Origin of the sequence: Mycobacterium sp. 134 (assembly GCF_048282715.1) — a bacterium.
Classification (GTDB): Bacteria; Actinomycetota; Actinomycetes; order Mycobacteriales; family Mycobacteriaceae; genus Mycobacterium; species Mycobacterium septicum.
Genome location: NZ_JBLVUN010000008.1, coordinates 1,032,535 through 1,057,918 on the forward strand (window position 1 = coordinate 1,032,535; position 25,384 = coordinate 1,057,918).

The window sequence follows — 25,384 nt, forward strand, 5'->3', positions numbered from 1 at the left end:
AAATTTGTTGAAGTTGCGCGCGAGTATGGGACTACTCGAATCGGGGTCAATCAGGCCGATTCCTACCGAACCTGAGGCCCCGGCTGCCGCTCCGTGGAGCGAGGGGCGGCCGCACTCCCTGGCATGTGGCCGTATGCGGGCTCTGCGGCGATCAGCCCTCCTCGAACAGCTTGTGACTGCCGAGGGCCTGGTGGCTCACCGCCGAAACTCGGGCTACCGGGTGGCGCTGCTGACCGCCCAGGAACTCCGCGAAATGTACATCGTGCGTGAGACTTTGGAGTCGGTCGTTGGCGGCCGCAGTGGCCAACACATCCGACACCGACCTGAATCAATCCGAACACCACCGCGACTGATGACCGAGCAGCGACCGGCCTGGAACGCACCGTCACCAACCCATATTGTCAGACAAGTACATGTCTGACATCTGCTAACCTTCTGCGGGTACAGCGGACGGCATGCGGATGGAATGAGGTTTGATGGTGGGTGCGTCAACAGCGCCGCAACAGCGCTATCGGGAGAACCCGGTGGTCGCCGCGGCGATTGGATTCGTCGGCGGGGTCATCGGCGGGCTTTTCGGCGGTGGGAGCGGCGTCTTCTACGTTCCGGCCCTGGAGAAGTTCACTCCGCTGTCCCGGCCTTCGCTTCACGGCACCGCCGGTGCGGCCAACATCGCCGTCACCGGCGTGGGTGCTGTCACCTTCGCCCTGGTCGGCGGCTCCGTCGACCTGAGGGCCGGTGCCGGCTTGGTGATCGGGGCGACGCTGGGGGCATTCTTCGGGGCCAAGTTGATTCTCGTTGTGCCGCAGAAGCTTCTGCGCTGGCTATTTGTCGGAATCCTGTTGGCGACGAGTTTGAAGCTGTTCTTGGACGTCATCGGCAGGGATCCGCTCGAGGGCTCGGCGATCCTGTCCGAGGCATTGATCGCCGACCTGGCATTCACCATCCCTGTCGCGATCGTGCTGGGATTGCTCATCGGGGCGTGGGCGGCCGGCATGGGGCTGGGTGGCGGACTCTTGGCGGTTCCGGTTCTGATGTTGTTGTTCGGCACGGATCTGCCGACGGCGGTGGGAACCTCGCTGATGATGTTCTTTCCGAACGCGGTTGTCGGGACCATCGTTCATGCCAGACAGGGCACAGCTGACCTGGGCCTCGGCGTTCTGCTCAACTGCGGCGCACTGCCGGGTGCGGTCCTCGGTGCATTGGCGGCATTGTCGTTGAGCGGCCACGCGTTGAGTGCCTTCTTCGCCGGGTTCGCGTTGGCCGTCGCGCTGCGCGAGCTGTACCGGATGCGAGGATCAAGCGGTGAGACCGCCGCCGGGAAACGCGACGAATCGATCGACCCGCATGTGCTGGATTGAGGTGTAGGTGATGGACGCACTCGCTCGTGTCCCGCTGTCTCAGCAGGCAGCCGAGGCGTTACTCGAGGATGTGCGCCGTGGCCGCTGGGAGGTCGGACAGCAACTGCCGGGTGAGATCGCCTTGGCGGCCGAACTCAACGTGGGCCGGTCCACGATGCGTGAGGCGATCGGGCAGCTGGTCACGAAGGGGGTGTTGACCACCCGGCACGGCGTCGGAGCTTTTCTCGCATCGGTGACACCGGTTGAACCGTGGGACCGGCTGGCCCAGGTCAGTGAGGTCGCCGAGGTGATGCAGGTGAGGGTCGCGATCGAATGTCGTGCGGCTGCGTTGGCTGCGACGCGTCATTCGCGTCGCGATGCCTCCGCGATCCGGAGCGCCCTCAAGACCCGCGCCGGCATGCTGGATGCTTCGCCCGCAGCCCTGGCTGCTGCGGACATCGCGGTCCACCGGCTGATTGTCGTCGCGGCCCGCAACGACCTTCTCACCGCGCTTTTCGACAGCATCCAGCCCCGGCTGGTCGCCGCGATGAGCGATCTGCTGACCATCGTCTGTGTTGGGGACGCGGACGCCGAGGAGCACAGCGCCATCGTCGATGCGATCTTGGCGCGCAATGCCGACCGAGCCGAACAGCTGACCCGCACCCACCTTCTCGCGCTGGTCGCACAGCTGGAGGCTGCCGAACCGGACTAGGCGACATCTTCGGCCCGCGGTCCATACCATTCGATCGCTCGTGGCGTGCCGGAATGGGGCAGCAAAGTGTCGCGATCTGCGGTCGATTCCTTACAAGATGACAACGTGCGGCCTCCGGCTGGGCTGGCAGCATGGCAGGCTACACGCCACTTCGTTCAAAGGGGTGAACGCCTTGTCCCGCACGCTTTTTGACAGCCAGCCGCCGCTGGAAATCGTTGCGCGACATCCGATATCCGATAGCGCCGCCACCCGCCCGGCGATGCCTTTCTACCGTTCCCCGCGCAACCTGCCGCCACCCGCCTTCGACGAGTGGAGCTGGCAGCTGCGCGGACTCTGCCGGGACCATCCGGCAGAGGTGTTCTTCCCGGAAGAGGTTCGGGGCCGCCCGTTGCGCAGGCGGGAGGACGCGGCCAAGGCGATCTGCCAGGCCTGCCCGGTGCTGGCCCGCTGCCGCGCGCACGCCCTCTCCGCTCCCGAGCCCTACGGCATCTGGGGTGCGATGACGGCCAGAGAGCGCGCCGTCAAGCTGAGCGACAAACGCTAGGCCCGCAACACGCCCAGCCGGCGGATCGCCTCTTCCATGGTGTCGTCACGCTTACAGAAAGCGAAGCGCACCAAGTGATTCCACAAGTCCGCATGCGGTGCCTCGGGATCGCAGAATGCCGACATCGGGATCGCTGCCACCCCGGCCCTGTGCGGCAACTCGGCGCAGAATTGCGTGCTGTCCGAATACCCAAGGGGCCGTGGGTCGGCGCACAGGAAGTATGTCCCGCGGCTGTCGTGCACCTCGAACCCGATGTCGGCCAGGGCGCTGCCAAGCCGATCGCGTTTGGCCTCGAATGACTGGCGCAGGTCGGCCACCCAGCCGTCCTCGTTGTTGAGTGCGTGGGCCACCGCGGGCTGGAACGGGCTACCGCCCACGTAGGTGAGGTACTGCTTGGCTGCGCGGACCCCGGCGATCAGATCCGCAGGCCCGCAGGCCCAGCCGATCTTCCAGCCCGTGACGTTGAACATCTTGGCCGCGCTCGAAATGGTCACCGTGCGCTCCGCCATGCCGGGGTAGCGGGCCAGCGGCAGGTGCTCGACCCCGAACACCAACTGCTCGTACACCTCGTCGGTGATCACCAGCAGGTCGTGCTCGATGGCCAGCGCCGCGACCGCGCGTAACTCGGCATCGGAGGCCACGGCGCCGGTCGGATTGTGCGGGGAGTTGAGGATCAGTGCGCGGGTCTTCGGCGTCACGGCCCGGCGCAAAGCTTCGGTGTCGATCGCGAACCCGGCGCCGTCGGCGACCAGCGGCACGGCGGTCCGTACGCACCCGGCCATGGCGATCACGGGGGAGTACGAGTCGTAGAACGGCTCGATCACCAATATCTCCGAGCCCGGCTCGACCAGGCCGAGGACTGACGCGGCGATGGCCTCGGTCGCGCCGACGGTCACCAGTACCTCGGTGTCGGGGTCGTAATCGATGCCGTAGTAGCGCTTGCGCTGCGCGGCGATCGCGCCGCGCAACTCGGGGATGCCGAGACCGGGCGGGTACTGGTTGTGGCCTTCGGAGATGGCGTTCTGGGCGACCTTGAGCATCTCGGCCGGGCCGTCCTCGTCCGGGAAACCCTGACCCAGGTTGACCGCGCCCAGGCGGCTGGCCAGTGCAGACATCTCCGCGAAGATCGTCACCGCGTACGGCTGGAGTCTCTGCACGGTCATGCCGTCGAGAGTAGATGTGGTTATCCACCGAGACTGCGGTGAGATCGTGAAACTCGGCGAATTCGCGGTCTGGGCGCAGGCTCGGTGGTCTGGACGCAGGCTCGGCGATCATGACGTCGGGAATGATTGCCGCACCCTCGACGCTCTAAAGCGGCGTGACCTACAAACTGAACGCCGACGCCGCGTTGCTGCAGCCGATCCAGGTCGGCGACACCGTCGCTACCAACCGTCTGTTCATGGCGCCGCTGACGCGTTCGCGCGCCGACGCCGACGGCACCCCGTCGCCGTTGGCCGCGCAGTACTACACCCAGCGTGCGGGTGCGGGCCTGATCATCAGCGAGGCCACGGCCGTCGCCGAGACCGCCAACGGGGCCTACATGAACACCCCGGGCATCTACACCGACCGCCATCAGCACGGCTGGGCCGAGATCGCCGACTCGGTGCATGCCGCAGGCGGCAAGATGTTCGTTCAGCTCTGGCACGTCGGCCGGATGGCCCACCCCGACATCAGCGGGTTCGAGGCCGTCGCTCCCTCGGCGATCGCGGCCGATGTGGTCACACACACGCCCGCAGGCAAGAAGGCGCTGGAGACACCGCGTGCGCTCGACACCGCCGAGATCCCGGTGATCGTCGAGCAGTTCCGGGCCGCCGCGCGCCGCGCGATCGACGCGGGCATGGACGGCGTGGAGATCCACGGTGCCAACGGCTACCTGCTGCACCAGTTCGCCTCCGATGTGGTCAACCAGCGCACCGATGCCTACGGCGGTTCGCCGGAGAACCGGGCCAGGCTGACCGCCGAGGTGGTCGAGGCCGTCGTCGCCGAGATCGGCGCGGGCCGGGTCGGGCTGCGTATCTCACCCGGGAACGCCGCCGGCGGCATGCACGAGAACGACGCGGTCGGCACCTACGAGGCATTGTTGGAGCGCATCGCGCCCCTCGGGCTGGCCTACCTGCACCTGCTCATCGACCCGGCCGAGCACACGTTCGGCGTCATCCGCGCGCTGTGGTCGGGGACGTTCGTCCTCAACACCGGCCGCGCCAGCGGCACCGACTTCTCCCAATTGGAGGGCTACGCCGAGTGGGGCGCGATCAGCGCGGCCGCGGTCGGGCGGGCATTCCTTGCCAACCCTGACCTGATCGACCGGCTGATCCTGGGTGCGGAGCTCAACGAACCCGACATGGCGACGTTCTACGCACCGGGGCCGGTGGGCTACACCGACTACCCGACGCTGCTGGCCGTCGAGGAGCCCCGCTCCGCGTGACGGCTGCGATGAACCGCACCGCACCAACCTGAGACCAGGGGTAGATCCGTACGGGATCTGCCCCTGGTCTCGTCTGCGCAGAAGATGATGCTGAGCACAGGCCCAACCAACGGGTTGGGCGAGCCTGTTAGGCTGCGGTCAGCGTGCTGCCCACATTCGCTGGGCGGTTCCACAACCCAACCTGAACCTGGACGCCGATACGGCAGGGGAGCAGACATGTCCGAAGAAGCCTTCATCTACGAGGCGATCCGTACGCCCCGTGGCAAGCAGCGCGGCGGCGCACTCAACGAGATCAAGCCGGTCAACCTGGTTGTCGGCCTGATCGAGGAGATCCGCAGCCGTTACCCCGACCTGGACGAGACGCTGATCAGCGACGTCATCCTTGGCGTGGTTTCCCCGGTCGGCGACCAGGGTGGCGACATCGCCCGCACCGCCGGACTGGTGGCCAAGCTGCCCGAGACCACCGGTGGTTTCCAGCTCAACCGCTTCTGCGCGTCGGGCCTGGAGGCAGTCAACCTGGCCGCCCAGAAGGTTCGTTCCGGCTGGGACGACCTGGTGCTGGCCGGCGGTGTCGAGTCGATGAGCCGCGTTCCGATGGGCTCCGACGGCGGCGCCTGGGCGTCTGACCCGGAGACCAACTACCGCATCGGCTTCGTCCCGCAGGGCATCGGCGCCGACCTGATCGCCACCATCGAGGGCTTCTCCCGCGACGACGTCGACGCCTACGCGGCGCGGTCGCAGGAGCGCGCGGCGGCGGCCTGGTCCGGCGGCTACTTCGCGAAGTCGGTCGTCCCGGTCAAGGATCAGAACGGCCTCGTCGTCCTGGACCACGACGAGCACATGCGTCCCGGCACCACCGCGGCCGACCTGGGCAAGCTGAAGTCCGCGTTCGAGGGCCTCGGCGCGATGGGCGGCTTCGACGACGTGGCGCTGCAGAAGTACCACTACGTCGAGAAGATCAACCACGTCCACACCGGCGGTAACAGCTCGGGCATCGTCGACGGTGCCGGCCTGGTGCTGATCGGGTCCGAGAAAGCCGGCCAGAGCCAGGGCCTGACCCCGCGCGCCCGCGTCGTGGCCACCGCCACCAGCGGCGCCGATCCGGTCATCATGCTCACCGGCCCCACCCCGGCCACCCAGAAGGTGCTGGACCGGGCCGGCCTGACCGTCGATGACATCGACCTGTTCGAGCTCAACGAGGCCTTCGCCTCCGTGGTGCTGAAGTTCCAGAAGGACCTCAACATCCCGGACGAGAAGCTCAACGTCAACGGTGGCGCCATCGCGATGGGCCACCCGCTGGGCGCCACCGGCGCCATGATCACCGGAACCATGGTCGACGAGCTCGAGCGTCGTGGCGCTCGGCGTGCCCTGATCACGCTGTGTATCGGCGGCGGCATGGGCGTGGCCACCATCATCGAGCGCGTCTGAGAGGGCTGAGAACCAATGGCTGAGAACACCATTCAGTGGGACAAGGATGCCGACGGCATCGTCACCCTGACGCTGGACGACCCGACCGGTTCGGCCAACGTGATGAACGAGCACTACAAGGAATCCATGCGCAATGCTGTGGAACGCCTTGTCGCTGAGCAGGATTCGATCACCGGTGTGGTTATCACCAGCGCGAAGAAGACCTTCTTCGCCGGTGGCGACCTCAAGGGCATGATGAACATCGGCCCCGACGACGCCGCCGAGGCGTTCGAGATGGTCGAGACCATCAAGGCCGACCTGCGCAAGCTGGAGACCCTGCCCAAGCCCGTCGTGGCCGCCATCAACGGCGCCGCGCTCGGCGGTGGCCTGGAGATCGCGCTGGCGACCAACCACCGCATCGCCGCCGACGTCAAGGGCAGCCAGATCGGTCTGCCCGAGGTCACCCTGGGCCTGCTGCCCGGCGGTGGCGGCGTGGCCCGCACCGTGCGCATGTTCGGCATCCAGAAGGCCTTCATGGAGGTCCTCTCGCAGGGCACCCGCTTCAACCCCACCAAGGCCAAGGAGACCGGTCTGGTCGACGAGCTGGTCGGCTCGGTCGATGAGCTGATCCCGGCCGCCAAGGCATGGATCAAGGCCAACCCCGAGGCCCACACCCAGCCGTGGGACGTCAAGGGATACAAGATCCCCGGTGGCACCCCGGCCAGCCCGGCGCTCGCCGCGATCCTGCCGTCCTTCCCGGCTCTGCTCAAGAAGCAGCTCAAGGGTGCCCCGATGCCCGCACCGCGGGCCATCCTGGACGCCGCTGTCGAGGGTGCGCAGGTCGACTTCGACACCGCCAGCCGCATCGAGAGCCGCTACTTCGTCTCGCTGGTCACCGGTCAGACCGCCAAGAACATGATTCAGGCGTTCTTCCTGGACCTGCAGGCCATCAACGGCGGCGCATCGCGTCCCGAGGGCATCGCCAAGCAGGAGATCAAGAAGATCGGTGTGCTGGGCGCGGGCATGATGGGCGCCGGTATCGCCTACGTGTCGGCCAAGGCCGGCTACGACGTCGTGCTCAAGGACGTCACGCAGGAAGCCGCTGACAAGGGCAAGGCGTACTCGGAGGGCATCGAGGCCAAGGCGCTCAAGCGTGGCAAGACCACCGAAGAGAAGTCCGCCGCACTGCTCGCCAAGATCACCCCGACCGCCGATCCGCAGGATCTCAAGGGCGTCGACTTCGTGATTGAGGCCGTGTTCGAGAACCAGGAACTCAAGCACAAGGTGTTCCAGGAGATCGAGGACATCGTCGAGCCCAACGCGCTGCTGGGTTCCAACACCTCCACGCTGCCCATCACCGGTCTGGCGACCGGCGTGAAGCGCCAGGAGGACTTCATCGGTATCCACTTCTTCTCGCCGGTCGACAAGATGCCGCTGGTGGAGATCATCAAGGGCGAGAAGACCTCTGACGAGGCCCTGGCCCGGGTGTTCGACTACACCCTGGCGATCCGCAAGACCCCGATCGTGGTCAACGACAGCCGCGGCTTCTTCACCTCGCGGGTGATCGGCACCTTCGTCAACGAGGCGCTGGCCATGCTGGGCGAGGGCGTCGCGCCCGCATCGATCGAGCAGGCGGGTTCGCAGGCCGGTTACCCGGCCGCGCCGCTGCAGCTCTCGGATGAGCTCAACCTGGAGCTCATGCACAAGATCGCCGTGGCTACGCGCTTGGGCGAAGAAGAAGCGGGACGAGTCCATGTACCGCACCCGGCCGAGGCCGTCGTGGAGAAGATGATCGAGCTCGGCCGCCCGTCACGCCTGAAGGGTGCTGGCTTCTACGAGTACGTCGACGGCAAGCGGACCCAGCTGTGGCCCGGCCTGAAGGAGACGTTCAACTCCGGGTCCTCGACCCCGCCGCTGCAGGACATGATCGACCGCATGCTGTTCGCCGAGGCGCTGGAGACCCAGAAGTGCATCGACGAGGGCGTGCTCACCTCGACCGCTGACGCGAACATCGGCTCGATCATGGGTATCGGCTTCCCGCCGTACACCGGTGGTTCGGCCCAGTTCATCGTCGGCTACGAGGGCCCCGGTGGCGTCGGCAAGGCGGCGTTCGTCGCCCGCGCCAAGGAACTGGCCGCCAAGTACGGCGACCGCTTCCTGCCCCCGGCCTCGCTCGAGAGCTAAGCCCGAAACGTCAAAAGCCCCCGGCGCAAGTCGGGGGCTTTTGCGTGTACGGGCATCGAGATTGCGCACAGGGCTGTTGATTTCGCGAATTCACGACCCTGTGTGCAATCTCGATCTCAGCCGGGGTTCGAGTACTCCCGCACCGGCGTGATCAGGACCGCGGCGCGGCGTTCCTCACGCATGACGCGGTCATAGGTGTCCCAATCGTCGTGGGTGCCGCCGGCCGCCTCGAAGACCGCACGCAGCAGCAGCCGTAACTTCTCGGCGTCGGTGTCAGGGCTCGGGTCGTCGGGCCCGATGATCTCGGCAGTGCCCTCGACGGTCACCCATTGCCAGCCGGCCCGGGCGACAACGGTGGCCCGCGGATCGGCGCGCAGGTGCCGCAGCTTTCGGGCGCCGCCGATCGCCACGAGGGCGACGACGGGCTCACCGGTGCGCGGGTGCGCCATCACCCCGGCGTTCACCACGGAGGACTGGATGCTGCCGTCGTCGCGCAAGGTGCTCAGCACACAGAGCCCGTGATCGCGGGACAGCATGTCGGCGAAGGCGGAAACCTCGGTCATGACTGCCCCTCAATCCGCCACGTCGAATGCGGCGTGGACTTTCGTCGGTTTGACCCGCACCACGAGTTCACCCGGCACCCCGTTGCGCCGGCCGAACTCCTTGGCGCGGTCGGCGCCCATGTATCGGCCGCCGGTGCGGGTGGCGATGTCGAGAAGCTCGCCGGGATCCTCGCTGATCGACGCCACGCCCTGGATCTGGACGAACCCGTACGGCGGGTTGGAATCGTCGACGCACAGCACCACGCGCGGATCGCGGGCCAGCGCCCGGCCCTTGGCGGTGTCCTTGCCGGTGTTGAAGACCAGCGCGCCGTCGTCGACCACGAACCACACGGGCGCCGCCAACGGTCGGCCGTCAGCCGCAACCCAACCCAGCACCGCGGTGCGGGTGCCTTCGGACAGGAACGCGATCACGTCATCGGAGAGTTCGCCCATGTGGCCACGCTACGCCGCGCCCGTGCCCGCTCACCCCGTCAGTGACGCCGGCCAACTCGGCAGCGGCATGGTGTCGTAGAGTCGCACGCCCTTGCTGTTGAGCCGGGCGAGCGACTGGACGAGACCGAGTGGCAGCAGTGAGACCACCTGTCCCACGCCCACCAGTGCGCGGATGCCCCAACCACTGGTGGGCACCACGGTTTTCGCGTTCACGCGCGCCAGCTTTCGGCTGCTGACAACCGGCGCGAGCATCGTGCGTTCATAGGCCGCGAACGCCGCGGCGTAATCGTCACCCGCCCGGACCATCTCGGCGGCCAGGACATAGGCGCCGTACACCGCCAGGCTGGTGCTGCCGCCGACCGCGGGCCCGGGGCAGTAGCCCGCATCCCCGACGAGGGTCACCCGGTCACGCGACCACGTCGTCATCTGAAGTTGCGTGATGGCGTCGAAATAGAACGTCGGCGTCCGCGGCACCTCGTCGAGCCAGCGGTCCACCTCGGGGCTCATGTGCTCGAACGCGGCGCGCAGTTGCGCTTTTTGGAGCTCCGCATCGCGGTAGTCGTAGTCCAGCGGTCGGCTCGGGCGGAAGATGTACACCGCGCGGGCATCGTCGAGATGGTCGGCGGTGTAGATCCCGGCCATGTGCCCGGGTTTGAAGTAGCCGGTCATCTCGCCGTTGCGGGCCATGTCCTTGGGCACCGAAACCACCGAGAGGTATCCGCCGAGGAAGCTCTCGGAAACGTTGTCGCCGAACGTCAGACGGCGCACACCCGAGTGCAGCCCGTCGGCTCCCACCACCACGTCGAAGCGCCGGGGTGCGTTGTGCTCGAAGGTCACGTCCCCGTCGGGCGAGATGGCGGTGATGGTGTCGCCGAAGAGATACTCGACGTCGTCATGTCCGGCCTGGAAATAGATCTCGCTGAGGTCGTCCCGCATGATCTCGACATGCCGGTCGGACATGGCCCCCATGATCTTGACGTAGTCCAGGTGGGTCGGGCGCGACGTCCCGGGGCGATGGATGATCATCTGAGTGGTGCCGGTGGCGTGCGCCTCGATCTCGGGCAGGACGCCCATGCGTTCGGAGATCTCCATGGCGGGCCGGAACAGGTCGACGGCGTGACCGCCCGTCTTGCGTAGTGCGGGTGAGCGCTCGACCACGGTGACGTCGACTCCGTGTCGAGACAGCCAGTAGGCGAGTACGGGCCCGGCGATGCTGGCGCCGGAGATGAGTACCTTCACGATGCCCCCTTACTTAACGGTCGGTAAGTGCTTCTGTCGTGAGCTTACCTATCGTTAAGTAAGTTAGGGTGGCTACGTGGCCAAGCCTGCTTTGGATACCCGGCAACGCATCCTGGATGTGGCGCGCGAGCTGTTCACCGAGAAGGGCGTTGTGCGCACCAGCCTGCAGGACATCGCCGACCGCCTGGGCATCACCAAACCCGCGTTGTACTACCACTTCCGGTCGCGTGAGGACCTCGTCCGCAGCATCGTGCAACCGCTGATCGACGAGGGTGAGGCCTTCATCGCCGAGCAGGAAGGCAAGCGGGGCGCCGCGCGGGCCTCGGCGCGGGAGCTCCTCGAGGGCTACTTCGACTTCCACCACCGGCACCTGGCCGACCTCGTGCTGATCGTCTCCGAGCTGACCACCCTGGCCGATCTGGGGCTGATCGACCAACTGCTGGCCTGGCGGGCCAGGCTGGGTGTGCTGGTGTTCGGCCGGCGCCCGACGCTCGAACAGTCCACCCGCGCGGTCATCGCGTTCGGTGGCCTGCAGGATTGCTGTCTTCAGTTCCCCGATGTGCCCTATGAGCAGTTGCGTACGGCCACTGTCGACGGCGCCATGGCCGCGTTGGGGTTGTGAATCAGCCGAGCTTGCCGACGAGCTTGTCGACGACTGCGGTGACGACGGTCGCCGGTGCTGTCGAGGAGGCTCCGACGATCGCGGTGCCTGCCAGCCGGTACTCGATGGTTTCCTGGCTCCCGCGGGTGTATCGGATCGTCTCGGGGCTCGATGCTTCTGGGGTCAGCGCGTACGTCGTGTCCGAACTCGGACCGGCAGCGCACGTCGCGATGTCGCTGCCGATCCGGGCGAACACCTTCTGAGCGTTCGCCGCGCTGTCGTAGATGGCGATCGCCTGTGTCATCGACTTCTGGCGTGGTGCGAACATCGGCACCGCCACGTAGTTCACCGGGGCGGGGGCCGTTCCCGCGAAGTCGATGGGCGCTACCCGGTTGCACGGATCAGCGGCTCCGCTTGGGTATTCCGCTGGATTCCGAGGCGTGTTCTCGGCGGGATCGGCTCTGCTGAATTGCGTCCCGTCGGGGTCGGCTTGCCGTATGAGCGCATTGATCTCGTCGACACCGAGTGCGGCGGTGGCGGGTTTGATCGGAGTTGTCGTGGTGTCGACAGGTGTAGCGGTGACCGCTGTACCCGGCGTGGACGCCGACGATGCCGCTGGTGATGGGTGCTGCGATGAGCACGCGCTCATGATGAGAACAGTCGCGCACAGCGTGCCGACGGTGACGGTTTTCATGGTTCTCCCGAGTATTGTTGGTGCTGAACCTAATTGAACTTGCCGACGAGCTTGTCGGCGACTGCGGTGACGACGGCAGCTGATTCATTTGATGACACCCCACGATTGCCGCTGAAATCAGTTGGGCCGCACGACCCGGACCGTGCCGTCGGATGTCGTGGCGGCCTGTGAATGTGCGGGTGTGCCGGACTCGCTGGTCTCGACCGTGACGCCGTTGCCCATGTAGATCGCGACGTGCGCCCCCGCGACACCCTGGCCGCCGTCGTAGTAGATGACGTCGCCGGGTTGCAGTTGCGAGGTGTCCAGTTTGGGACCGGTCTGCACCACGGATCCGAACGCCCCGGCACCCTCGGTCATGTTGCCGTACTGCACCGAGGTGCCTTTGCCCGGGTCGTACCCGGTGGCCTGGTAGATCGCATACTCGGACAGGCCGCTGCAATCGAAGCCCTTGTACTTCCAATCCTGCCGGGTGTGCGCCTCGTCGGGGCCGTCCTGGCCCTGCGTCGTGCCATCCTTGCTGCCGCCGCCCCACACATACCGTGTGCCCTGCTGATTCTCCGCTGCACCGACGATCTTGAGTTTCTTGTCGGAGACCGCCTCCGGCAGCGGGTAGGCCGCAGGGGGCTGTCCCGACGGGCGTTGGGTGCCGTCGCCGTTCTTGCCGTTCAGGTAGTCGCGCCAGTTCTGGTCGCGCGCTTCGCCCGGCGGTTGTGGCGGGAATCCGGGCGGGTTGGTCATACCCTGCGCATCCGTCTTCCAGCCGGGCTCGGCAGGGTAGTCCGCCGGGTCGCCGGGTGCGTGGGGCACCTTGTACCCGGGGTCGCCCGGCTTGGCGTCTGGGCCGGGAACCGGCTCATTGGTGTCGTCGGCAGTGGGTTTCGGCTGGTCGGGAGGGGGTGGCTGCGGGGTGTTCGGGTCCTTGGGCTTGTCCTCGGCCGGGTTCAGGCCGTCGGTGGCCTTGCGTATCGCCTCAGCGAGTGCGCGGTCCTGGCTGTCGAATTGGGCCAGCAGGGTCTTGAGCTTGACCGAGTTGGCGGCGGTGAGCCGGCGCAGCTGCATGGCGATGACGGGGTTCTTCTTCGACATCACCTCGAGCGCGCTGCCGGGGCGGACGGACACTGTGCCGTCGTCAGCTACTTGAAAGCCTTGCTGTTTGAGGGTGTTCACCCCTTCGGTGACGCTGTTCCTGGTCCCCGACAACTGGCTCCCGCCGTCGTTGAGCACCGATTGCAGCTGCCGCAGCGTGTCGGCCACCTTCTGCTGATCGGTGAAAGTGCGGTTCGCGCTGGCATTTGCGGCATCGGCGGCTGAGCCCTTCCACCCGTCGTCCAGGCGTTTCAGGGTGCCGTGCCCGTCGGCGATCTGCTGGGAAACCTTGCCGGCGGAGTCCGCCGCGCGGCGTCCGGCGTCAGTCAACTGCTCGGGGTGAGAATTGCTCACCCCCGAGATGGTCATCGTCATGTTCGGTCAGTTCCTCAGCATTCCCACACCGAGCACAGTTGGGGGTTCATGGCGGCGAACACGTCCTCGTCGGCAGGCGCCGGCCACTGTGCGGTGGGTGTTCCGCTGGACCACAGGCTCAGTTCGGTCACCGTGCTTCCGACTGACGCGAGATAGATGTGCGCCGTCACGTCGCCCCGGGGGGAATGAACCTCGGCGGCCACCTGGTTACAGCCACCCCGCTCGACGCTCGGGCAGGCCGAACTCGGCGGGGTCGTCAGGGCCAAAGAAGCTCCGCTGGAGCTGTTTTGGCACCCCTTCAGGGTGTTCTGCAACTCGTTGAACATCGCGTGCGCGGTCTGCCCCATGGTCCAGGGATCGCCGGGATAGTGCACGAGCACCTGCTGGACGGACCAGTTGTCGGCCCCACGATCGATCAGCGAGCGCGCGTTCTCGCTGCCCCCGGCTTGTGTCGGCGTGCCTGCGCAGAGGCTGTCGGTCCGGAAGGTGTTGCTTCCCAGCGATTCTGCCGAATCGGCCAAGTTGGGCCATTGCTGCGAGCCGTCGAGTGGGAGGCGGTTGGAGTGGACCCACGCGGCAGTGGGCACCGCGTCGGCGTGCGGAGCCGTCGTCGACACCGGGCTGGCTGCAGGACTGGTCGCCGGATGCAGCACGCCTGTGGTCGTGGAAGAGTCGTCGCGATCGGGGGCGCCGGCAACCGGGGCCTTCTGACATGCCGTCAGGACCGCCACCATGGCGCCCACGGTGAGGACGATCGAGACTGCGCGCGTGAGCTTCACCAATTCTCCTGTCATCGGTCAGTACCCCTGATGGGTGCCAGGGTTTGTCTGCGGAATCTTCGCCCGGATGTCTGATCCGTCGGGCGCCACGTGGTAGTAGCCCTCGAGGTAGTTCATGGACGCGGCGATGTTGGCGACCGGGTCATAGATGTTGTTCGACGTTCCAGGCTGGTGATACTGGGCGAAGGTGCCCGGGACGCACTGGGCGAGTCCGCGCGAGCACCCGTTGCCGTACCCGTCGGACACGTTGTAGGTCGAGTTCGGTGGCTTGGCGTTGACGTCCCAATCGTTGATCGCCATCGGGTTGTAGGACGACTCGTGCTCGGTCAACGTCAGGTACGCCTCCGTCCATCGTTGCCGGGCAGCCGGATCGGTGACCCCGCGTTGGTCCAACGCCTGGTTGATGTAGTTGCGGGTGGCGTCCTGACCCGATGGCCACGTCCCCTTGTCATAGGTCACCTGATCCACCGGGATGGCCTCGGCTCCGTGTTTGCCTGTCGGCGGGGGAGTGGAGCCGTCACCTCCGTCACCGGGCTCACCGGTACCGTCACCGGCCTTCTTGACCTTCTTGCCGAGTTCGGCGTCGGTCTTCTCGTACGTGTCGGCCGCCGAGTTCAGATTGGTCGAGAGCGTGGCGTATCGGTCTGCCACCCGCCGGCATGCGCTGTCCACGGCGGTTCCGGCCTGCTGGCAGGCATCGCCGCTGGTCAAACCGGGAAGTTGGGCGGGCAGTGCGGAGAATTGCAGATCTGCGCCGGTGCCGGCGCTGTCGGTGCCCAGATGGTCGAAATCGCCTGCGGCCGACCGGAGGGTGGCGGGATTCACGCGCAGCGGCGAGGTCATGTCGGAAGCCTAATGGCACTGCGGGGCAGGTCATGACACGAATTCCGTTGCGGCGGAACGGCTGTGAAGTGTCTGTGGGTTTCCTGCGGAGTGGCGCAGATTTCTGCCGCCGGGTGTCGGACGGCCTGGTTTCGGGTGAGGAACCTTATGTGGTGCGGCGGAACAGATAGAACCGTGCTGCGTTCGCCCCGTTCTGATCCACCGCCGGCTCATCTCCGCTGGAGAGCAATGTCCAGCCGTCCTTGAATCGGCGCTGGACTTCGTCGAACCCGATGCCGGGCACGCCCATCGACGCGCCCGGGATGAAGGCCACGATCAGCAGTTGCGCACCGGGGGCGGCCAACGCGCTGACTTCCCGTACGTAGGCGTCGCGGTCGGCGGCGCTCATGCCGTGCAGACACCCACTGTCGACGATCAGCTGGAAACCTGCCCCGATACCCGATGAACTCAGTTGTGTCACATCGGCTTTGACGAAGATGACGGGCAACCCGCCGGCTTTGGCTCGAGCCTTCTTCAGCGGTTTGACCACATAGTCCACTCCGGTGACCCGCCAACCGTGCCGGGCCAGATACACCGCGTTGTCCCCGGTCCCGCAGCCCAGATCGAGCGCGGTCCCGGGTGGTGACAACGGGTGGGTGGTGCCTTCGACGAGCTTGGTGAGGCTGTGCGCCAACGGGTGGCCGTCCCAGGGCGTGAACCCGAGCCGGTAGAGCCACCGGAACAGCCGTTGGCGCGAGCTCATGGCGTCACAGCGACCCCAGGTCCGAGGACAGCCAGTGCTCGGGCTTGAGGAACACCGCGACGCTCTCGCCGTGCTCACGGCGGGCGAACTCCAGATACGGCTCCACCTTCTCGGGAGCCAGGTAGCGTTTGGTCATCTCGACGAGCTGCTCGTCGGTGCCCGGTTCGATGCGGGAGACCGCACCGTCGACGGCCACGTAACGTACCGTCGGTTCCAGCTGCTCGACCATCAGCGTCACATGTCCGGCCGCCTCGATCAGCCGGTGCTTGCGTGATCCCACCCCGGTCAGCACCCACGGCTCCCCGCCGGGGGTGTACTGGTACCAGATGGGGACGGTCAGCGGACCGCGCTTGTCGCCTGCGTAAACCGATAGGGCGGCGATGTGCGGCTCGGCGAGAAACTGTTCGCGTTCTTCCTTGGAAAGGGCCATAAAACTCAGGCTAGCCTCGTGCCACGACACACGTCGGCGTCGTAGAGTCGGGGTCCATGCGCTTCGGACTCTTCATCCCGCAGGGCTGGCGCCTTGACCTCGTCGACATTCCCACCGAGAACCACTGGCCCGTGATGCGTGACCTGGCTGCCTACGCCGACGCAGGCAGTTGGGACTCGCTGTGGGTCTACGACCACTTCCACACCGTTCCGGTCCCCACCGACGAGGCCACCCACGAGGCCTGGACGCTGATGTCGGCCTATGCCGCGACGACGTCGCGGATCAAGCTCGGCCAGATGTGTACCGCGATGAGCTACCGCAATCCGGTCTACCTGGCCAAGATCGCCGCCACCACCGACATCATCTCGGGTGGCCGCGTGCAGATGGGCATCGGCGGCGGCTGGTACGAGCACGAGTGGCGGGCCTACGGCTACGGCTTCCCGTCGGCCGGGGTGCGGCTGGGCCGCCTCGACGAGGGCGTCCAGATCATGCGTGACGCCTGGCGCGACGGGCGGGTCAGCTTCGACGGCAAGCACTACCAGGTCGACGGTGCGATCGTCGCCCCGAAGCCGTTGCAGGACAGCGGCATCCCGATGTGGATCGCCGGCGGCGGAGAGAAGGTGACGCTGCGCATCGCGGCCAAGTATGCGCAGTACACCAATTTCACCTCCGACCCCGAGGGCTTCGCCCACAAGTCCCAGGTGCTGGCCGGCCATTGCCGCGACGTCGGAACCGACTATGACGCGATCGTGCGGTCGGCCAACTTCAACGCCGTCATCGGCGACTCCGATGCCGATGTCGCCGAGCGCGTCGCGCGGTTGCGGGCGCGGCAGGCGCCGGTGGCGGGGGAGGCTTCCGTCGATGCCATGCTCGCCAACGCCACCGCGCCCGAATCGGCAAGCGGTACACCCGAACAGGTGATCGAGAAGCTGCAGCGGATGCGTGACCTCGGGTGCGAGTACGCGATCTTGTACTTCCCGGAGGCCGCCTACGACCGGTCCGGGATCGAACTGTTCGAGCAGAAGGTCATCCCCGCGCTGAGCTAGGCGGACCGACCGCGGACGTCGTCCGCGCGCAAAGGCCGTCAAACGTACATCCGGTGACCGGTAGATGACCAGGGGCGGCATCTCGGGTTACGTCTGTGTTGTCGCTGGGAGTCGGGTGGGTGCTCCATGATCCCCACGTGACGCTGATATCACGGGAATTCGGGAGCGGAAACGTCTCTGCCCCGACAGTCGGGGCCGATGTGGCCGCGGTGCTCAACCCCCTGCCGCGCATGGTTTCTCGCGCGGCCGCCGCGATCGACTGTTCCAGGCCCGTGCACAGCGCTGACATCGCCCAATCGCGGCTGTTCGAGGACATTCTGGTCGGCGAAATCGTCGAGCTGCGGGACCTTCTCGCGGCCACCGAGCTGCGGTGGCGGCGCGTTCGGGAGCGCAGCCGGGTGGCTGACGCCCCGATGCCGGAAGCACTCGTTCGGCTACACGCGAGGATCGCCGAGGCCGAGCGTCTGCTGGTCCAATTGCGGTCGCGATTCGGCTACGACGGAGATTCACTCCGGGTGATTTGAACTCCGGCCCGCTCGGGCATCGTGGTGATGCCCGGGCGGGGCCCGGTCGGTGGTGCTGGGAGTCGCCCTCAGTTGGGCACGGCTGACACCTGATAGTGGGCGATGCGCCAGTCGACGTCGCGGGTGACCAGAACGCTGAGGTTCAGCGGGATCACCGTGCCGTCGGGCCGCGTGAAGTCCACACGCAGGTAGCCGAGCACGACGTTGTCGGCAGGCCGGCGGGTCTCGTCGATCCGGTAGTCGACGGTCAGGCCGACGGGCTGCGACTCGTAGTAGTCGAACACCCCCGGGCGGCCGACGCTGTAGGGACGTAGCCCCTGAAAGATCGCGTCCTCGGTGAACACCGCGGCGACCCGCTGCGGATCGTGGGCGGCGATGCCGGCGCGCCACTCGTCGAGCACATGTCGGAGGATTTCCGCCGTGTTCCCCTCAATGCCCGGCACTTTGGCCTCCGTCCACATGCAGGATCTCGCCGGTCACGAACCCGGCCCTTTCCAAGTACAGCACTGCGTCGACCACGTCGTCGATGTCGCCCATGTGTCCGACCGGATGCAGCGCCGACAGGAATTCGTGGTTCTCGGGCGCGTGCATCGGGGTGCGGATGGTGCCCAGCGCGACAGCGTTTGCCCGGATGCCCCGTGACGCGTACTCGATGGCCAGGGCCTTGGTGGCGGCGTTCAGCCCGCCCTTGGTCAGGGACGCCAGCACCGAGGGCACCTGGGAGTTGGCGTGGTCGACGAGGCTCGTGGAGATGGTGACCACGTGGCCGCCTTCGCCGTGGGATTCGATCGCGGCGATCCCGGCGCGGGTCAGTTCGAAGAAGCCGCGCTGGTTGACTCCGGTGACGGCGTCGTATTCCGCGTCGGTGTATTCGGTGAAGGGCTTGGCGATGAAGATGCCGGCGTTGTTCACGATGGTGTCGACGCGGCCGAAGCGCTCGACGGCGGCGTCGATCAGTTGCTTGCCCACGCCGGGCTGCCCGATGTCGCCGGGCACTGCCAGGATCATCGGATCGTCGCTCTCACCGATGTTTCGGGAGTTGGCGACGACGGCGTAGCCCAGCTTGCGGTAACCCGCGACCAGGGCCTCGCCGATGCCCTGTGACGCGCCGGTGATGACTGCGACGTGCGGTGTGGTGCTCATGGGTGGTCTCCCTTTTCTCGGGTCTGGTCTGATGCACTGCTCAACGTGGTCGCGGGTCATGTCATGTCCGCACGGCGGGACCTGTTGACTCTCTGCTGAGAGGCTGCGCCTACTACGCTCGTACCGTGGAGCTACGTCAGCTGCGCTATTTCGTCACCGTCGCCGAGGAGCTGAACTTCGGCCGGGCAGCCGAGCGCCTGCGTATCGCGGGGCCGTCGCTGTCCCAGCAGATAAAGGCATTGGAACGCGACCTCAGAGTCACCCTGTTCGACCGCGACCGGCGTTCGGTGGCGCTGACCCAGGCAGGCACCGCACTACTGCCCGAGGCGCGGGCGCTGGTCCAGCAGGCTGATGAACTGCGCAGGCGCGCACAAGGTCTGGCGGTGTCCGAGCCCGTCCGGATCGGGTATGTGAACTGGTGCCCGACCGATTGGGCCGAGCGGGCTTCGGGGGTGGCCCAGGTGCGGGTGGACACCTGGGTGATGCCGTCGCACGCGCAGGCTGCCCGGGTCGCCGAGGGCAGTCTCGATCTGGCGATCTGCTGGGTGCAGAACGTCGACCTGGAGTCACTGTCGTTGCAGGCCAGGTTGATTGGGGTGGACCGGTTGTACGCCCTGTGCGCCGGCACCGACGAGTCCCCGGTCAGTGCGCGCGACACCACGGTGCTGGTCGACAACGATGCGGCGAGTTGGTCGTCGTGGAACCGCTACGGCGAACTGTTCGCCGCGGCCGTCGGGGCGCCGGTGATGCGCACCGACGACGGCGGCGTCACCGGCCCCACGCTTTTCGAGCATGTCCTGAGGCTGCGTCGGCCGGTCCTCAACAATCCCAAGGGACAGGGCGCGCCGTTGCCGGCCGGCCTGGTGCGTCGCCCGGTGGTGACTCCGACGCCGTTATGGACGTGGTCGCTGGTGTGGCGTCGCGACGAGACCAGTCCGGCCGTCCTCGCCGTGGTCGACGAGTTCACCCGTGGTATCGGTGATCTCGGGCTGGACGCCCCCGATGTCTGGGTGCCGGACAACGATCCGCATCACCCCGGACACCACCGCAGCGGCTGACACCACGAGCGCGCCCACCAGCAGTGCGGGCGCGAAACCGCGGTGCAGCAGCGGCGCAACCACGAGCGGCCCGAGGATCTGGCCCACCGAGTACCCGGTGGTGAGCAGCGCGACGGCGCGCGGATACCGCAGCAGCCGCCCGGCCGCCAGGGCCAGTGTGCTGACACCGATGAAGGTTCCGCCGAAGAGCACCGCACCCACCAGCGCGGCGATGACTCCGCCGACCATGCCGGCCACGGCGATCCCGACGGCCTGCAGCGCCAGAGCGGCCACGAGCAGCGCCGGGTGCGACCACCGGCTGCTCAGCGCCGCCCACAGCGCTGCCGAGGGCACGGTGGCGAGTCCGACGACCAGCCACGTGCTCCCGCCCAGCCACGCCGGTGCGCCCTGGGCGACCGCTGCCACGAGGAAGGTGCCGGCGATGATGTAGCCGATTCCTTCGAGGGTGTAGCTGGTCAGCAGCAAGGTGAACGGGCCGTGGGCGGGCCGGGTATCACCGGCCGGTGCGGTCGCGGTGCCGTGCGGGACGGCAGGCATCGACCAGGCACCGACACCCAGCAGGGCGGCCACCGCTGCCGCGGCCCACCAGGCCACTTTCCAGTCACCGGTGGCCAGCACCAGCAGTGCCGACAGTGCGATGCCGGCACCCACTCCGCCGAATCCCCAGCCGGCCAGGTGCGCGGGATGCCCGTGCAGGTGCTCCAGCATGGTGTTGACGGCGATCACGAAGACCAGCGCACTGGTGAATCCGGCCACGCCGCGCAGCACGGCCCATTCGAATGTGTTCGTGGACAACGGCATCGCGGCCAGGCTGGCCGCCATCACCGGTAAGCACACGCGGCACGCCGTGATCGAGCGGGCCAGTCGCGGCCAGATCGAACCCGCCAGGGCCCCGGCGAGATAGCCCACGTAGTTCGCCGTGGCGAGCAGGGCGGCATCGTGGGCGGTGAGACCGGCCTGCGCCGACATCAGGGGCAGGATCGGCGTATAGACGAAGCGGCCGATACCCATCGCCGACGCCAGTGCCGCCGCCGTTCGGGCGACGTGTCCGTGTGTGCGCATCGGCCCATCGTGGGGTGTGCGGATCCGATACCGCCACGACCGAAAGACTCACAGCTGGAAGGCGGTGTCTCTCACCGGAGCGCTGTGGCGTTCTGTCCGTATCGCTCACGGTTCGTCGACGGGAGGTGGCACGATCTGTGGGTATGGAGAAGATCTCGCTCACCGCGATTGCCCGTCAGCAGTTGGCCTCAGCCCGCGCGGCCAACAGCGGGCGCAGTGCCCACACGGTCTACGGCGGCCATGAGCACCAGCTGCGCCAGACCCTGATCGCGCTGACCGCGGGGAACGGGCTCGACGAGCATGAGAGCCCGGGGGAAGCGACGCTGCAGGTGATCGAGGGCCGGGTGAAGCTGGCCAACTCCGAGGCGAGCTGGGAAGGTTCGCCCGGCGATCACATCGTGATCCCGAGGACCAGGCACAGCCTGCACGCAATCGAGGATTCGGTGGTGCTGCTGACCGTGGTCAAGGCCATGGGGCCGCACACCTAGAGGTTGACTCTGGCCTTAACCCGATACCGCCGGTACTGTATACCCCGAGTCCGGGTCAGTTGCCCGGCGCTCACCGGGGAGGTGGCCGGATGACTGTGCCCAGCGCGCAAACCGCAGACAGCACGTGCCCAGTTCGCGGGAACGGGGCGCTGCACCCGCCGCGCTGGGCACCAACGCCGGTGCGCTGGCAGCGCACCGAGGTCGGGTACCTCAAATCGTGGTGGCTGGCCCTCAAGGCGATCCGGGCCGGCTACCGGCACACCATCTACGAGTACGCCACCGAACTGCCGGGCCAGGACGACATCGTCGTCGCCCGCACACCGCTGGCCAAGTTCGTGGTGGTGCGCAATCCCGACATCGCCCGTCACGTGCTGGTTTCCAATCAGGACAACTACGCCAAGAATGCCGAGTACGACCTGCTGGCGGTGGCGTTCGGGCGGGGCCTGGTCACCGACCTCAATGATGAACTGTGGCAACGTAACCGGCGTTTAGTCCAGCCGATCTTCGCCAAGCGGCAGGTGGATGCCTTCGCGCCGCAGATGACCGAGGCCAGTGTGGCCGCAGCCCGGCGCTGGGAGGCGAACCTGGCCGCCGGTCAACCGGTGGACATCGCCGCCGAGATGAACTACGTGACCCTGGACATCATCGCCCGCACGATGTTCGGCATCGAGCTCAACGGTCGGCTCGCCGAGCAGATGCGCACCGACTTCGCCCGTCTACTCACGCTTTTCGGCTACGGGTTCCTTCTCGGGGCGGCCCGGCCGCTGCGCCGGATCGCCGAGGGGTTCTCGTCGCCGCGGTTCTCGATCAACGCGTTGCGGCGCGGCGCGTGGCTGGTGGCGCCCCGGGCTCGGCGCGGACTGCGGCGCATCGAACGGTTCATCGATCAGCTCATCGCCGACCACCGCAGCGGCAAGATCGAGCGCACCGACAATCTGCTGGCGCTGTTGATCGCGGCCGAGGACCCCGAAACCGGTTACCGCTACAGCGATCTGGAGATTCGCGACGAGGTCATGACGTTCCTCGGCGCGGGCTTCGAAACCACCGCGGCGGCGCTGGCGTGGACCTGGTACCTGCTGTCGCAGAACCCCGATGCCCGCGACCGGCTCGGCCGGGAACTCGACGATGTGCTCGGCGGTCGGGAACCTACCGCGGACGACGTCGAGAACCTGCCGTGGACGCAGGCCGTGGTGGCCGAAGCCATGCGCGTCTACCCGCCCATCATGGGTGTGGCGCGGGTGGCGAAATCCGATGATGTGCTGGGTGATTACCCGATCAAGGCCGGCACCAGCGTCGCTGTCCTCACCCACAGCGTGCACCACAACGACCGGGTGTGGGAGAACGCCGACAGATACGACCCGGAGAGGTTCCTGAAGGAGAACCTCGACGGACCGCAGCGTCGCGCCCAGATGCCGTTCGGGGCGGGCCGGCGGATGTGCATCGCCTCAGGTTTCGCCAGCTTCGAAGCGACGCTGGTGATCGCCACCCTCGCACAGCGTTTCGAGCTCGACCTCGTGCCGGGGCAACGGCTACGCCGCGAGCTCACCTTCACCGGCGGCCCGGACGGTGAATTGCTGATGACGGTGCGCGAGCGGGCTAACCGCGATGGCTGAGTACGTTGACGACGTTGCCTGACTGATCGGCGAAGAAGAACCGCCGTACACCCCAGTCCTCGTCGCTCAGGGGATGCACGATTTCCAGCCCCGCCTCGACTGCGGACGCATACGCGGCGTCGACGTCGTCGACCTCGATCGAGACCGACGGATTCACCGGGGCGGTGGCATCTTCGGTCATGAGGCTCAGTTGATGGCGGTGCTCCGAATCGGCCAGGGTGACGATCCAGCCGTGGTTCATCACCTCGGCCAACCCGAGCGTCCGGGTGTAGGCGGCGGCGGTCGCCGCGATATCGGACACCGTGAGCACGGGCATCACCCGCCGCACCGTCATATCGCGGGGCCCAGCAGGTCGTCGGCGTCCTTGATGACGTAGCCGTAGCCCTGCTCGGCCAGGAAGCGCTGCCGGTGGGCCGCGTACTCCGCGTCCAGCGAATCACGCGAGACCACGGAGTAGAACACCGCACCGCCGCCGCTGGCCTTGGGTCGCAACAGCCGGCCCAAACGCTGCGCTTCCTCCTGGCGGGAGCCGAAAGTGCCTGAAACCTGAACCGCGACAGACGCTTCCGGTAGGTCGATGGAGAAGTTGGCCACCTTGCTGACCACCAGAGTGGAGATCTCGCCGCGCCGGAACGCGTCGAACAGGGCCTCGCGCTCGGCGTTCTTGGTCGACCCCTGGATCACCGGGGCATCCAGTTCCTGGCCCAGTTCCTCCAGCTGATCCAGGTAGGCGCCGATCACCAGGGTCGGCTCGCCGGGGTGGCGCGCCAGGATCGAGCGGACCACCGCGATCTTGGTGTGCACCGTCGAGCACAGCTTGTAGCGTTCCTCGGGTTCGGCGGTGGCGTAGAGCATCCGCTCGTTGTCGGTCATCGTCACCCGCACCTCGATGCACTCGGCGGGGGCGATCCAGCCCTGGGCCTCGATGTCCTTCCACGGCGCGTCGTAGCGCTTCGGGCCGATCAGCGAGAAGACGTCACCCTCGCGGCCGTCCTCACGGATCAGGGTCGCCGTCAGGCCCAGCCGCCGCCGGGACTGCAGATCGGCGGTCATCCGGAACACCGGTGCCGGCAGCAGGTGAACCTCGTCGTAGATGATGAGCCCCCAGTCACGGCTGTCGAACAGCTCCAGATGCTTGTACTCACCCTTGGTGCGGCGGGTGATCACCTGGTACGTCGCGATGGTGACCGGCCGGATCTCCTTCTTCTCGCCCGAGTACTCGCCGATCTCGTCCTCGGTCAGCGAGGTGCGGGCCACCAGTTCGCGCTTCCACTGCCGCCCGGCCACGGTGTTGGTGACCAGGATCAGCGTCGTCGCGCCGGCCTTGGCCATCGCCGCCGCCCCGACCAGGGTCTTACCGGCTCCGCAGGGCAGCACCACCACACCGGAGCCGCCCGCCCAGAACGAGTCGGTGGCCATCTCCTGGTAGTCGCGCAGCGCCCAGCCGTCCTGGGCCAGCTCGATCGGATGCGCCTCACCGTCGACGTAGCCGGCCAGGTCCTCGGCCGGCCAACCGATCTTGAGCAGCATCTGCTTGACCCGGCCGCGCTCGCTGTTGTGCACGATCACGGTGTCGTCGTCGAGGCGCGCGCCCAGCATCGGGGCGATCTTCTTGTTGCGCAGCACCTCCTCGAGCACCGCCCGGTCCAGGCTGACCAGCGTCAACCCGTGCGCGGGGTGCTTGATCAGCTGGAGCCGGCCATAGCGGGCCATGGTGTCCACGATGTCGACCAGCAGAGGCTGCGGTACCGGGTAGCGCGAGAAGCTGACCAGCGCATCGACCACCTGCTCGGCGTCGTGGCCGGCGGCGCGGGCGTTCCACAGCGCCAACGGGGTGATGCGGTAGGTGTGCACGTGCTCGGGGGCCCGTTCGAGCTCGGCGAACGGCGCGATGGCGGCGCGGGCAGCCCCGGCCTGCTCATGGTCGACTTCGAGCAGCACCGTCTTGTCGGATTGGACGATCAGGGGGCCGTCAGTCATGTGCGGGGGGTCCATTCACTCACGGCGGGAAAACTCATCCCGTCCATTATTCCGAATGAGCCGACATCCGCATTCGG

26 protein-coding genes and 2 pseudogenes are annotated in these 25,384 nt (G+C 67.1%); 13 read left to right on the forward strand and 15 right to left on the reverse strand.

What is annotated here, in order from left to right; genetic code table 11:
• Positions 1-181: 181 nt before the first annotated feature.
• The 4 genes and pseudogenes from ACNQVK_RS09645 to ACNQVK_RS09660 all read left to right on the forward strand — a co-directional run.
• Positions 182-323 (forward strand): annotated as a pseudogene (locus ACNQVK_RS09645) (GntR family transcriptional regulator); the annotation flags it as partial.
• A 156-nt stretch (positions 324-479) separates the two neighbouring features.
• The gene (locus tag ACNQVK_RS09650) at positions 480-1,358 is read left to right on the forward strand and encodes a sulfite exporter TauE/SafE family protein (RefSeq protein WP_418029338.1); all 879 of its coding nucleotides are present in this window, start codon (positions 480-482) and stop codon (positions 1,356-1,358) included.
• A 10-nt stretch (positions 1,359-1,368) separates the two neighbouring features.
• Positions 1,369-2,049 (forward strand): FadR/GntR family transcriptional regulator, encoded by a 681-nt coding sequence (locus tag ACNQVK_RS09655; RefSeq protein ID WP_418029339.1) that lies wholly within the window; start codon positions 1,369-1,371, stop codon positions 2,047-2,049.
• A gap of 259 nt (positions 2,050-2,308) precedes the next feature.
• A complete protein-coding gene (locus ACNQVK_RS09660) occupies positions 2,309-2,593 on the forward strand; it encodes a WhiB family transcriptional regulator (RefSeq protein WP_418029340.1) in 285 nt (94 codons plus the stop codon).
• Here the strand turns inward: ACNQVK_RS09660 and ACNQVK_RS09665 are convergent.
• Positions 2,590-3,756: a pyridoxal phosphate-dependent aminotransferase gene (locus tag ACNQVK_RS09665; protein ID WP_418029341.1), complete on the reverse strand. Its 1,167-nt coding sequence runs from the start codon at positions 3,754-3,756 to the stop codon at positions 2,590-2,592. The genes ACNQVK_RS09660 and ACNQVK_RS09665 overlap by 4 nt on opposite strands.
• A gap of 155 nt (positions 3,757-3,911) precedes the next feature.
• On the opposite strand from ACNQVK_RS09665, the gene ACNQVK_RS09670 reads away from it, so the two are divergent.
• The 3 genes from ACNQVK_RS09670 (at position 3,912) to ACNQVK_RS09680 (ending at position 8,609) form a co-directional block, all read left to right on the forward strand.
• Positions 3,912-5,018 carry an alkene reductase gene (locus ACNQVK_RS09670; protein ID WP_418029342.1) on the forward strand — a complete coding sequence of 369 codons (1,107 nt, stop codon included), beginning with the start codon at positions 3,912-3,914 and terminating at the stop codon, positions 5,016-5,018.
• Between the two features lie 216 nt (positions 5,019-5,234).
• Positions 5,235-6,446, forward strand: coding sequence for an acetyl-CoA C-acetyltransferase (locus ACNQVK_RS09675; protein WP_044520379.1), 1,212 nt, complete (start codon positions 5,235-5,237; stop codon positions 6,444-6,446).
• Positions 6,447-6,461: 15 nt separating this feature from the next.
• Positions 6,462-8,609, forward strand: coding sequence for a 3-hydroxyacyl-CoA dehydrogenase NAD-binding domain-containing protein (locus ACNQVK_RS09680; protein ID WP_418029343.1), 2,148 nt, complete (start codon positions 6,462-6,464; stop codon positions 8,607-8,609).
• 116 nt (positions 8,610-8,725) lie between these two features.
• Here the strand turns inward: ACNQVK_RS09680 and ACNQVK_RS09685 are convergent, their stop codons facing one another.
• From ACNQVK_RS09685 to ACNQVK_RS09695, 3 genes are read right to left on the reverse strand one after another with little or no spacing between them, the layout of a single operon-like run.
• Positions 8,726-9,172: a TIGR03618 family F420-dependent PPOX class oxidoreductase gene (locus tag ACNQVK_RS09685; protein WP_418029344.1), complete on the reverse strand. Its 447-nt coding sequence runs from the start codon at positions 9,170-9,172 to the stop codon at positions 8,726-8,728.
• 9 nt (positions 9,173-9,181) lie between these two features.
• Entirely contained in the window at positions 9,182-9,604 is a 423-nt protein-coding gene (locus tag ACNQVK_RS09690) for a PPOX class F420-dependent oxidoreductase (protein ID WP_418029345.1), read from the reverse strand.
• Positions 9,605-9,634: 30 nt separating this feature from the next.
• Entirely contained in the window at positions 9,635-10,843 is a 1,209-nt protein-coding gene (locus ACNQVK_RS09695; protein WP_418029346.1) for an FAD-dependent monooxygenase, read from the reverse strand.
• Between the two features lie 76 nt (positions 10,844-10,919).
• Between ACNQVK_RS09695 and ACNQVK_RS09700 the strand changes: the two genes are divergently transcribed.
• Positions 10,920-11,465, forward strand: a complete 546-nt coding sequence (locus ACNQVK_RS09700) for a TetR/AcrR family transcriptional regulator (RefSeq protein WP_418029347.1) — start codon at positions 10,920-10,922, stop codon at positions 11,463-11,465.
• 1 nt (position 11,466) lies between these two features.
• On the opposite strand, the gene ACNQVK_RS09705 is transcribed toward ACNQVK_RS09700, so the two are convergent.
• From ACNQVK_RS09705 to ACNQVK_RS09730, 6 genes are all read right to left on the reverse strand, one after another.
• Entirely contained in the window at positions 11,467-12,138 is a 672-nt protein-coding gene (locus ACNQVK_RS09705) for a hypothetical protein (RefSeq protein ID WP_418029348.1), read from the reverse strand.
• Positions 12,139-12,255: 117 nt separating this feature from the next.
• Positions 12,256-13,599: an NlpC/P60 family protein gene (locus tag ACNQVK_RS09710; RefSeq protein WP_418029349.1), complete on the reverse strand. Its 1,344-nt coding sequence runs from the start codon at positions 13,597-13,599 to the stop codon at positions 12,256-12,258.
• A gap of 14 nt (positions 13,600-13,613) precedes the next feature.
• Positions 13,614-14,378: a hypothetical protein gene (locus tag ACNQVK_RS09715; RefSeq protein WP_418029350.1), complete on the reverse strand. Its 765-nt coding sequence runs from the start codon at positions 14,376-14,378 to the stop codon at positions 13,614-13,616.
• An 18-nt stretch (positions 14,379-14,396) separates the two neighbouring features.
• Positions 14,397-15,221: a transglycosylase SLT domain-containing protein gene (locus tag ACNQVK_RS09720; RefSeq protein WP_418029351.1), complete on the reverse strand. Its 825-nt coding sequence runs from the start codon at positions 15,219-15,221 to the stop codon at positions 14,397-14,399.
• Between the two features lie 145 nt (positions 15,222-15,366).
• Positions 15,367-15,963 (reverse strand): class I SAM-dependent methyltransferase, encoded by a 597-nt coding sequence (locus tag ACNQVK_RS09725; protein WP_418029352.1) that lies wholly within the window; start codon positions 15,961-15,963, stop codon positions 15,367-15,369.
• A 4-nt stretch (positions 15,964-15,967) separates the two neighbouring features.
• The gene (locus ACNQVK_RS09730; RefSeq protein ID WP_044520368.1) at positions 15,968-16,393 is read right to left on the reverse strand and encodes a pyridoxamine 5'-phosphate oxidase family protein; all 426 of its coding nucleotides are present in this window, start codon (positions 16,391-16,393) and stop codon (positions 15,968-15,970) included.
• Positions 16,394-16,449: 56 nt separating this feature from the next.
• Between ACNQVK_RS09730 and ACNQVK_RS09735 the strand changes: the two genes are divergently transcribed.
• A complete protein-coding gene (locus ACNQVK_RS09735) occupies positions 16,450-17,439 on the forward strand; it encodes an LLM class F420-dependent oxidoreductase (protein ID WP_418029353.1) in 990 nt (329 codons plus the stop codon).
• A gap of 137 nt (positions 17,440-17,576) precedes the next feature.
• Positions 17,577-17,963 carry a hypothetical protein gene (locus ACNQVK_RS09740; RefSeq protein WP_418029354.1) on the forward strand — a complete coding sequence of 129 codons (387 nt, stop codon included), beginning with the start codon at positions 17,577-17,579 and terminating at the stop codon, positions 17,961-17,963.
• Between the two features lie 68 nt (positions 17,964-18,031).
• Here ACNQVK_RS09740 and ACNQVK_RS09745 read toward each other — a convergent pair whose 3' ends face one another.
• Together ACNQVK_RS09745 and ACNQVK_RS09750 are read right to left on the reverse strand one after the other, a co-directional pair.
• Positions 18,032-18,406, reverse strand: a complete 375-nt coding sequence (locus ACNQVK_RS09745; protein ID WP_418029355.1) for a YybH family protein — start codon at positions 18,404-18,406, stop codon at positions 18,032-18,034.
• Complete coding sequence (locus ACNQVK_RS09750; RefSeq protein WP_418029356.1) at positions 18,393-19,106, reverse strand: SDR family NAD(P)-dependent oxidoreductase; 714 nt, start codon at positions 19,104-19,106, stop codon at positions 18,393-18,395. Before ACNQVK_RS09750 ends, ACNQVK_RS09745 begins: the two co-directional genes overlap by 14 nt.
• 125 nt (positions 19,107-19,231) lie before the next feature.
• Between ACNQVK_RS09750 and ACNQVK_RS09755 the strand changes: the two are divergent.
• Positions 19,232-19,402, forward strand: a pseudogene (locus ACNQVK_RS09755) (LysR family transcriptional regulator); the annotation flags it as partial.
• A 597-nt stretch (positions 19,403-19,999) separates the two neighbouring features.
• Here ACNQVK_RS09755 and ACNQVK_RS09760 read toward each other — a convergent pair.
• On the reverse strand, positions 20,000-21,226 hold the full coding sequence (locus ACNQVK_RS09760) for a YbfB/YjiJ family MFS transporter (RefSeq protein ID WP_418029357.1): 1,227 nt from the start codon (positions 21,224-21,226) through the stop codon (positions 20,000-20,002).
• 143 nt (positions 21,227-21,369) lie between these two features.
• Here ACNQVK_RS09760 and ACNQVK_RS09765 point away from each other — a divergent pair, with 143 nt between their 5' ends.
• The gene (locus ACNQVK_RS09765) at positions 21,370-21,714 is read left to right on the forward strand and encodes a cupin domain-containing protein (RefSeq protein ID WP_409548562.1); all 345 of its coding nucleotides are present in this window, start codon (positions 21,370-21,372) and stop codon (positions 21,712-21,714) included.
• Positions 21,715-21,803: 89 nt separating this feature from the next.
• The gene (locus ACNQVK_RS09770) at positions 21,804-23,327 is read left to right on the forward strand and encodes a cytochrome P450 (protein ID WP_418029358.1); all 1,524 of its coding nucleotides are present in this window, start codon (positions 21,804-21,806) and stop codon (positions 23,325-23,327) included.
• Here the strand turns inward: ACNQVK_RS09770 and ACNQVK_RS09775 are convergent.
• Both ACNQVK_RS09775 and ACNQVK_RS09780 read right to left on the reverse strand, forming a co-directional pair.
• The gene (locus ACNQVK_RS09775; protein WP_418029359.1) at positions 23,311-23,661 is read right to left on the reverse strand and encodes a VOC family protein; all 351 of its coding nucleotides are present in this window, start codon (positions 23,659-23,661) and stop codon (positions 23,311-23,313) included. The genes ACNQVK_RS09770 and ACNQVK_RS09775 overlap by 17 nt on opposite strands.
• Positions 23,658-25,307, reverse strand: coding sequence for a DNA repair helicase XPB (locus ACNQVK_RS09780; protein WP_418029360.1), 1,650 nt, complete (start codon positions 25,305-25,307; stop codon positions 23,658-23,660). The genes ACNQVK_RS09775 and ACNQVK_RS09780 overlap by 4 nt, the downstream gene beginning before the upstream one ends.
• Between the last annotated feature and the right edge of the window lie 77 nt (positions 25,308-25,384).

Coding starts and splice junctions, on each gene's coding strand:
- ACNQVK_RS09655 (WP_418029339.1), top strand. CDS start 1,369: ATGGACGCACTCGCTCGTGTCCCGCTGTCTCAGCAGGCAGCCGAGGCG.
- ACNQVK_RS09660 (WP_418029340.1), top strand. CDS start 2,309: ATGCCTTTCTACCGTTCCCCGCGCAACCTGCCGCCACCCGCCTTCGAC.
- ACNQVK_RS09665 (WP_418029341.1), bottom strand. CDS start 3,756: ATGACCGTGCAGAGACTCCAGCCGTACGCGGTGACGATCTTCGCGGAG.
- ACNQVK_RS09675 (WP_044520379.1), top strand. CDS start 5,235: ATGTCCGAAGAAGCCTTCATCTACGAGGCGATCCGTACGCCCCGTGGC.
- ACNQVK_RS09680 (WP_418029343.1), top strand. CDS start 6,462: ATGGCTGAGAACACCATTCAGTGGGACAAGGATGCCGACGGCATCGTC.
- ACNQVK_RS09685 (WP_418029344.1), bottom strand. CDS start 9,172: ATGACCGAGGTTTCCGCCTTCGCCGACATGCTGTCCCGCGATCACGGG.
- ACNQVK_RS09690 (WP_418029345.1), bottom strand. CDS start 9,604: ATGGGCGAACTCTCCGATGACGTGATCGCGTTCCTGTCCGAAGGCACC.
- ACNQVK_RS09705 (WP_418029348.1), bottom strand. CDS start 12,138: ATGAAAACCGTCACCGTCGGCACGCTGTGCGCGACTGTTCTCATCATG.
- ACNQVK_RS09710 (WP_418029349.1), bottom strand. CDS start 13,599: ATGACGATGACCATCTCGGGGGTGAGCAATTCTCACCCCGAGCAGTTG.
- ACNQVK_RS09720 (WP_418029351.1), bottom strand. CDS start 15,221: ATGACCTCGCCGCTGCGCGTGAATCCCGCCACCCTCCGGTCGGCCGCA.
- ACNQVK_RS09725 (WP_418029352.1), bottom strand. CDS start 15,963: ATGAGCTCGCGCCAACGGCTGTTCCGGTGGCTCTACCGGCTCGGGTTC.
- ACNQVK_RS09730 (WP_044520368.1), bottom strand. CDS start 16,393: ATGGCCCTTTCCAAGGAAGAACGCGAACAGTTTCTCGCCGAGCCGCAC.
- ACNQVK_RS09735 (WP_418029353.1), top strand. CDS start 16,450: ATGCGCTTCGGACTCTTCATCCCGCAGGGCTGGCGCCTTGACCTCGTC.
- ACNQVK_RS09750 (WP_418029356.1), bottom strand. CDS start 19,106: ATGAGCACCACACCGCACGTCGCAGTCATCACCGGCGCGTCACAGGGC.
- ACNQVK_RS09760 (WP_418029357.1), bottom strand. CDS start 21,226: ATGCGCACACACGGACACGTCGCCCGAACGGCGGCGGCACTGGCGTCG.
- ACNQVK_RS09765 (WP_409548562.1), top strand. CDS start 21,370: ATGGAGAAGATCTCGCTCACCGCGATTGCCCGTCAGCAGTTGGCCTCA.
- ACNQVK_RS09770 (WP_418029358.1), top strand. CDS start 21,804: ATGACTGTGCCCAGCGCGCAAACCGCAGACAGCACGTGCCCAGTTCGC.
- ACNQVK_RS09775 (WP_418029359.1), bottom strand. CDS start 23,661: ATGACGGTGCGGCGGGTGATGCCCGTGCTCACGGTGTCCGATATCGCG.
- ACNQVK_RS09780 (WP_418029360.1), bottom strand. CDS start 25,307: ATGACTGACGGCCCCCTGATCGTCCAATCCGACAAGACGGTGCTGCTC.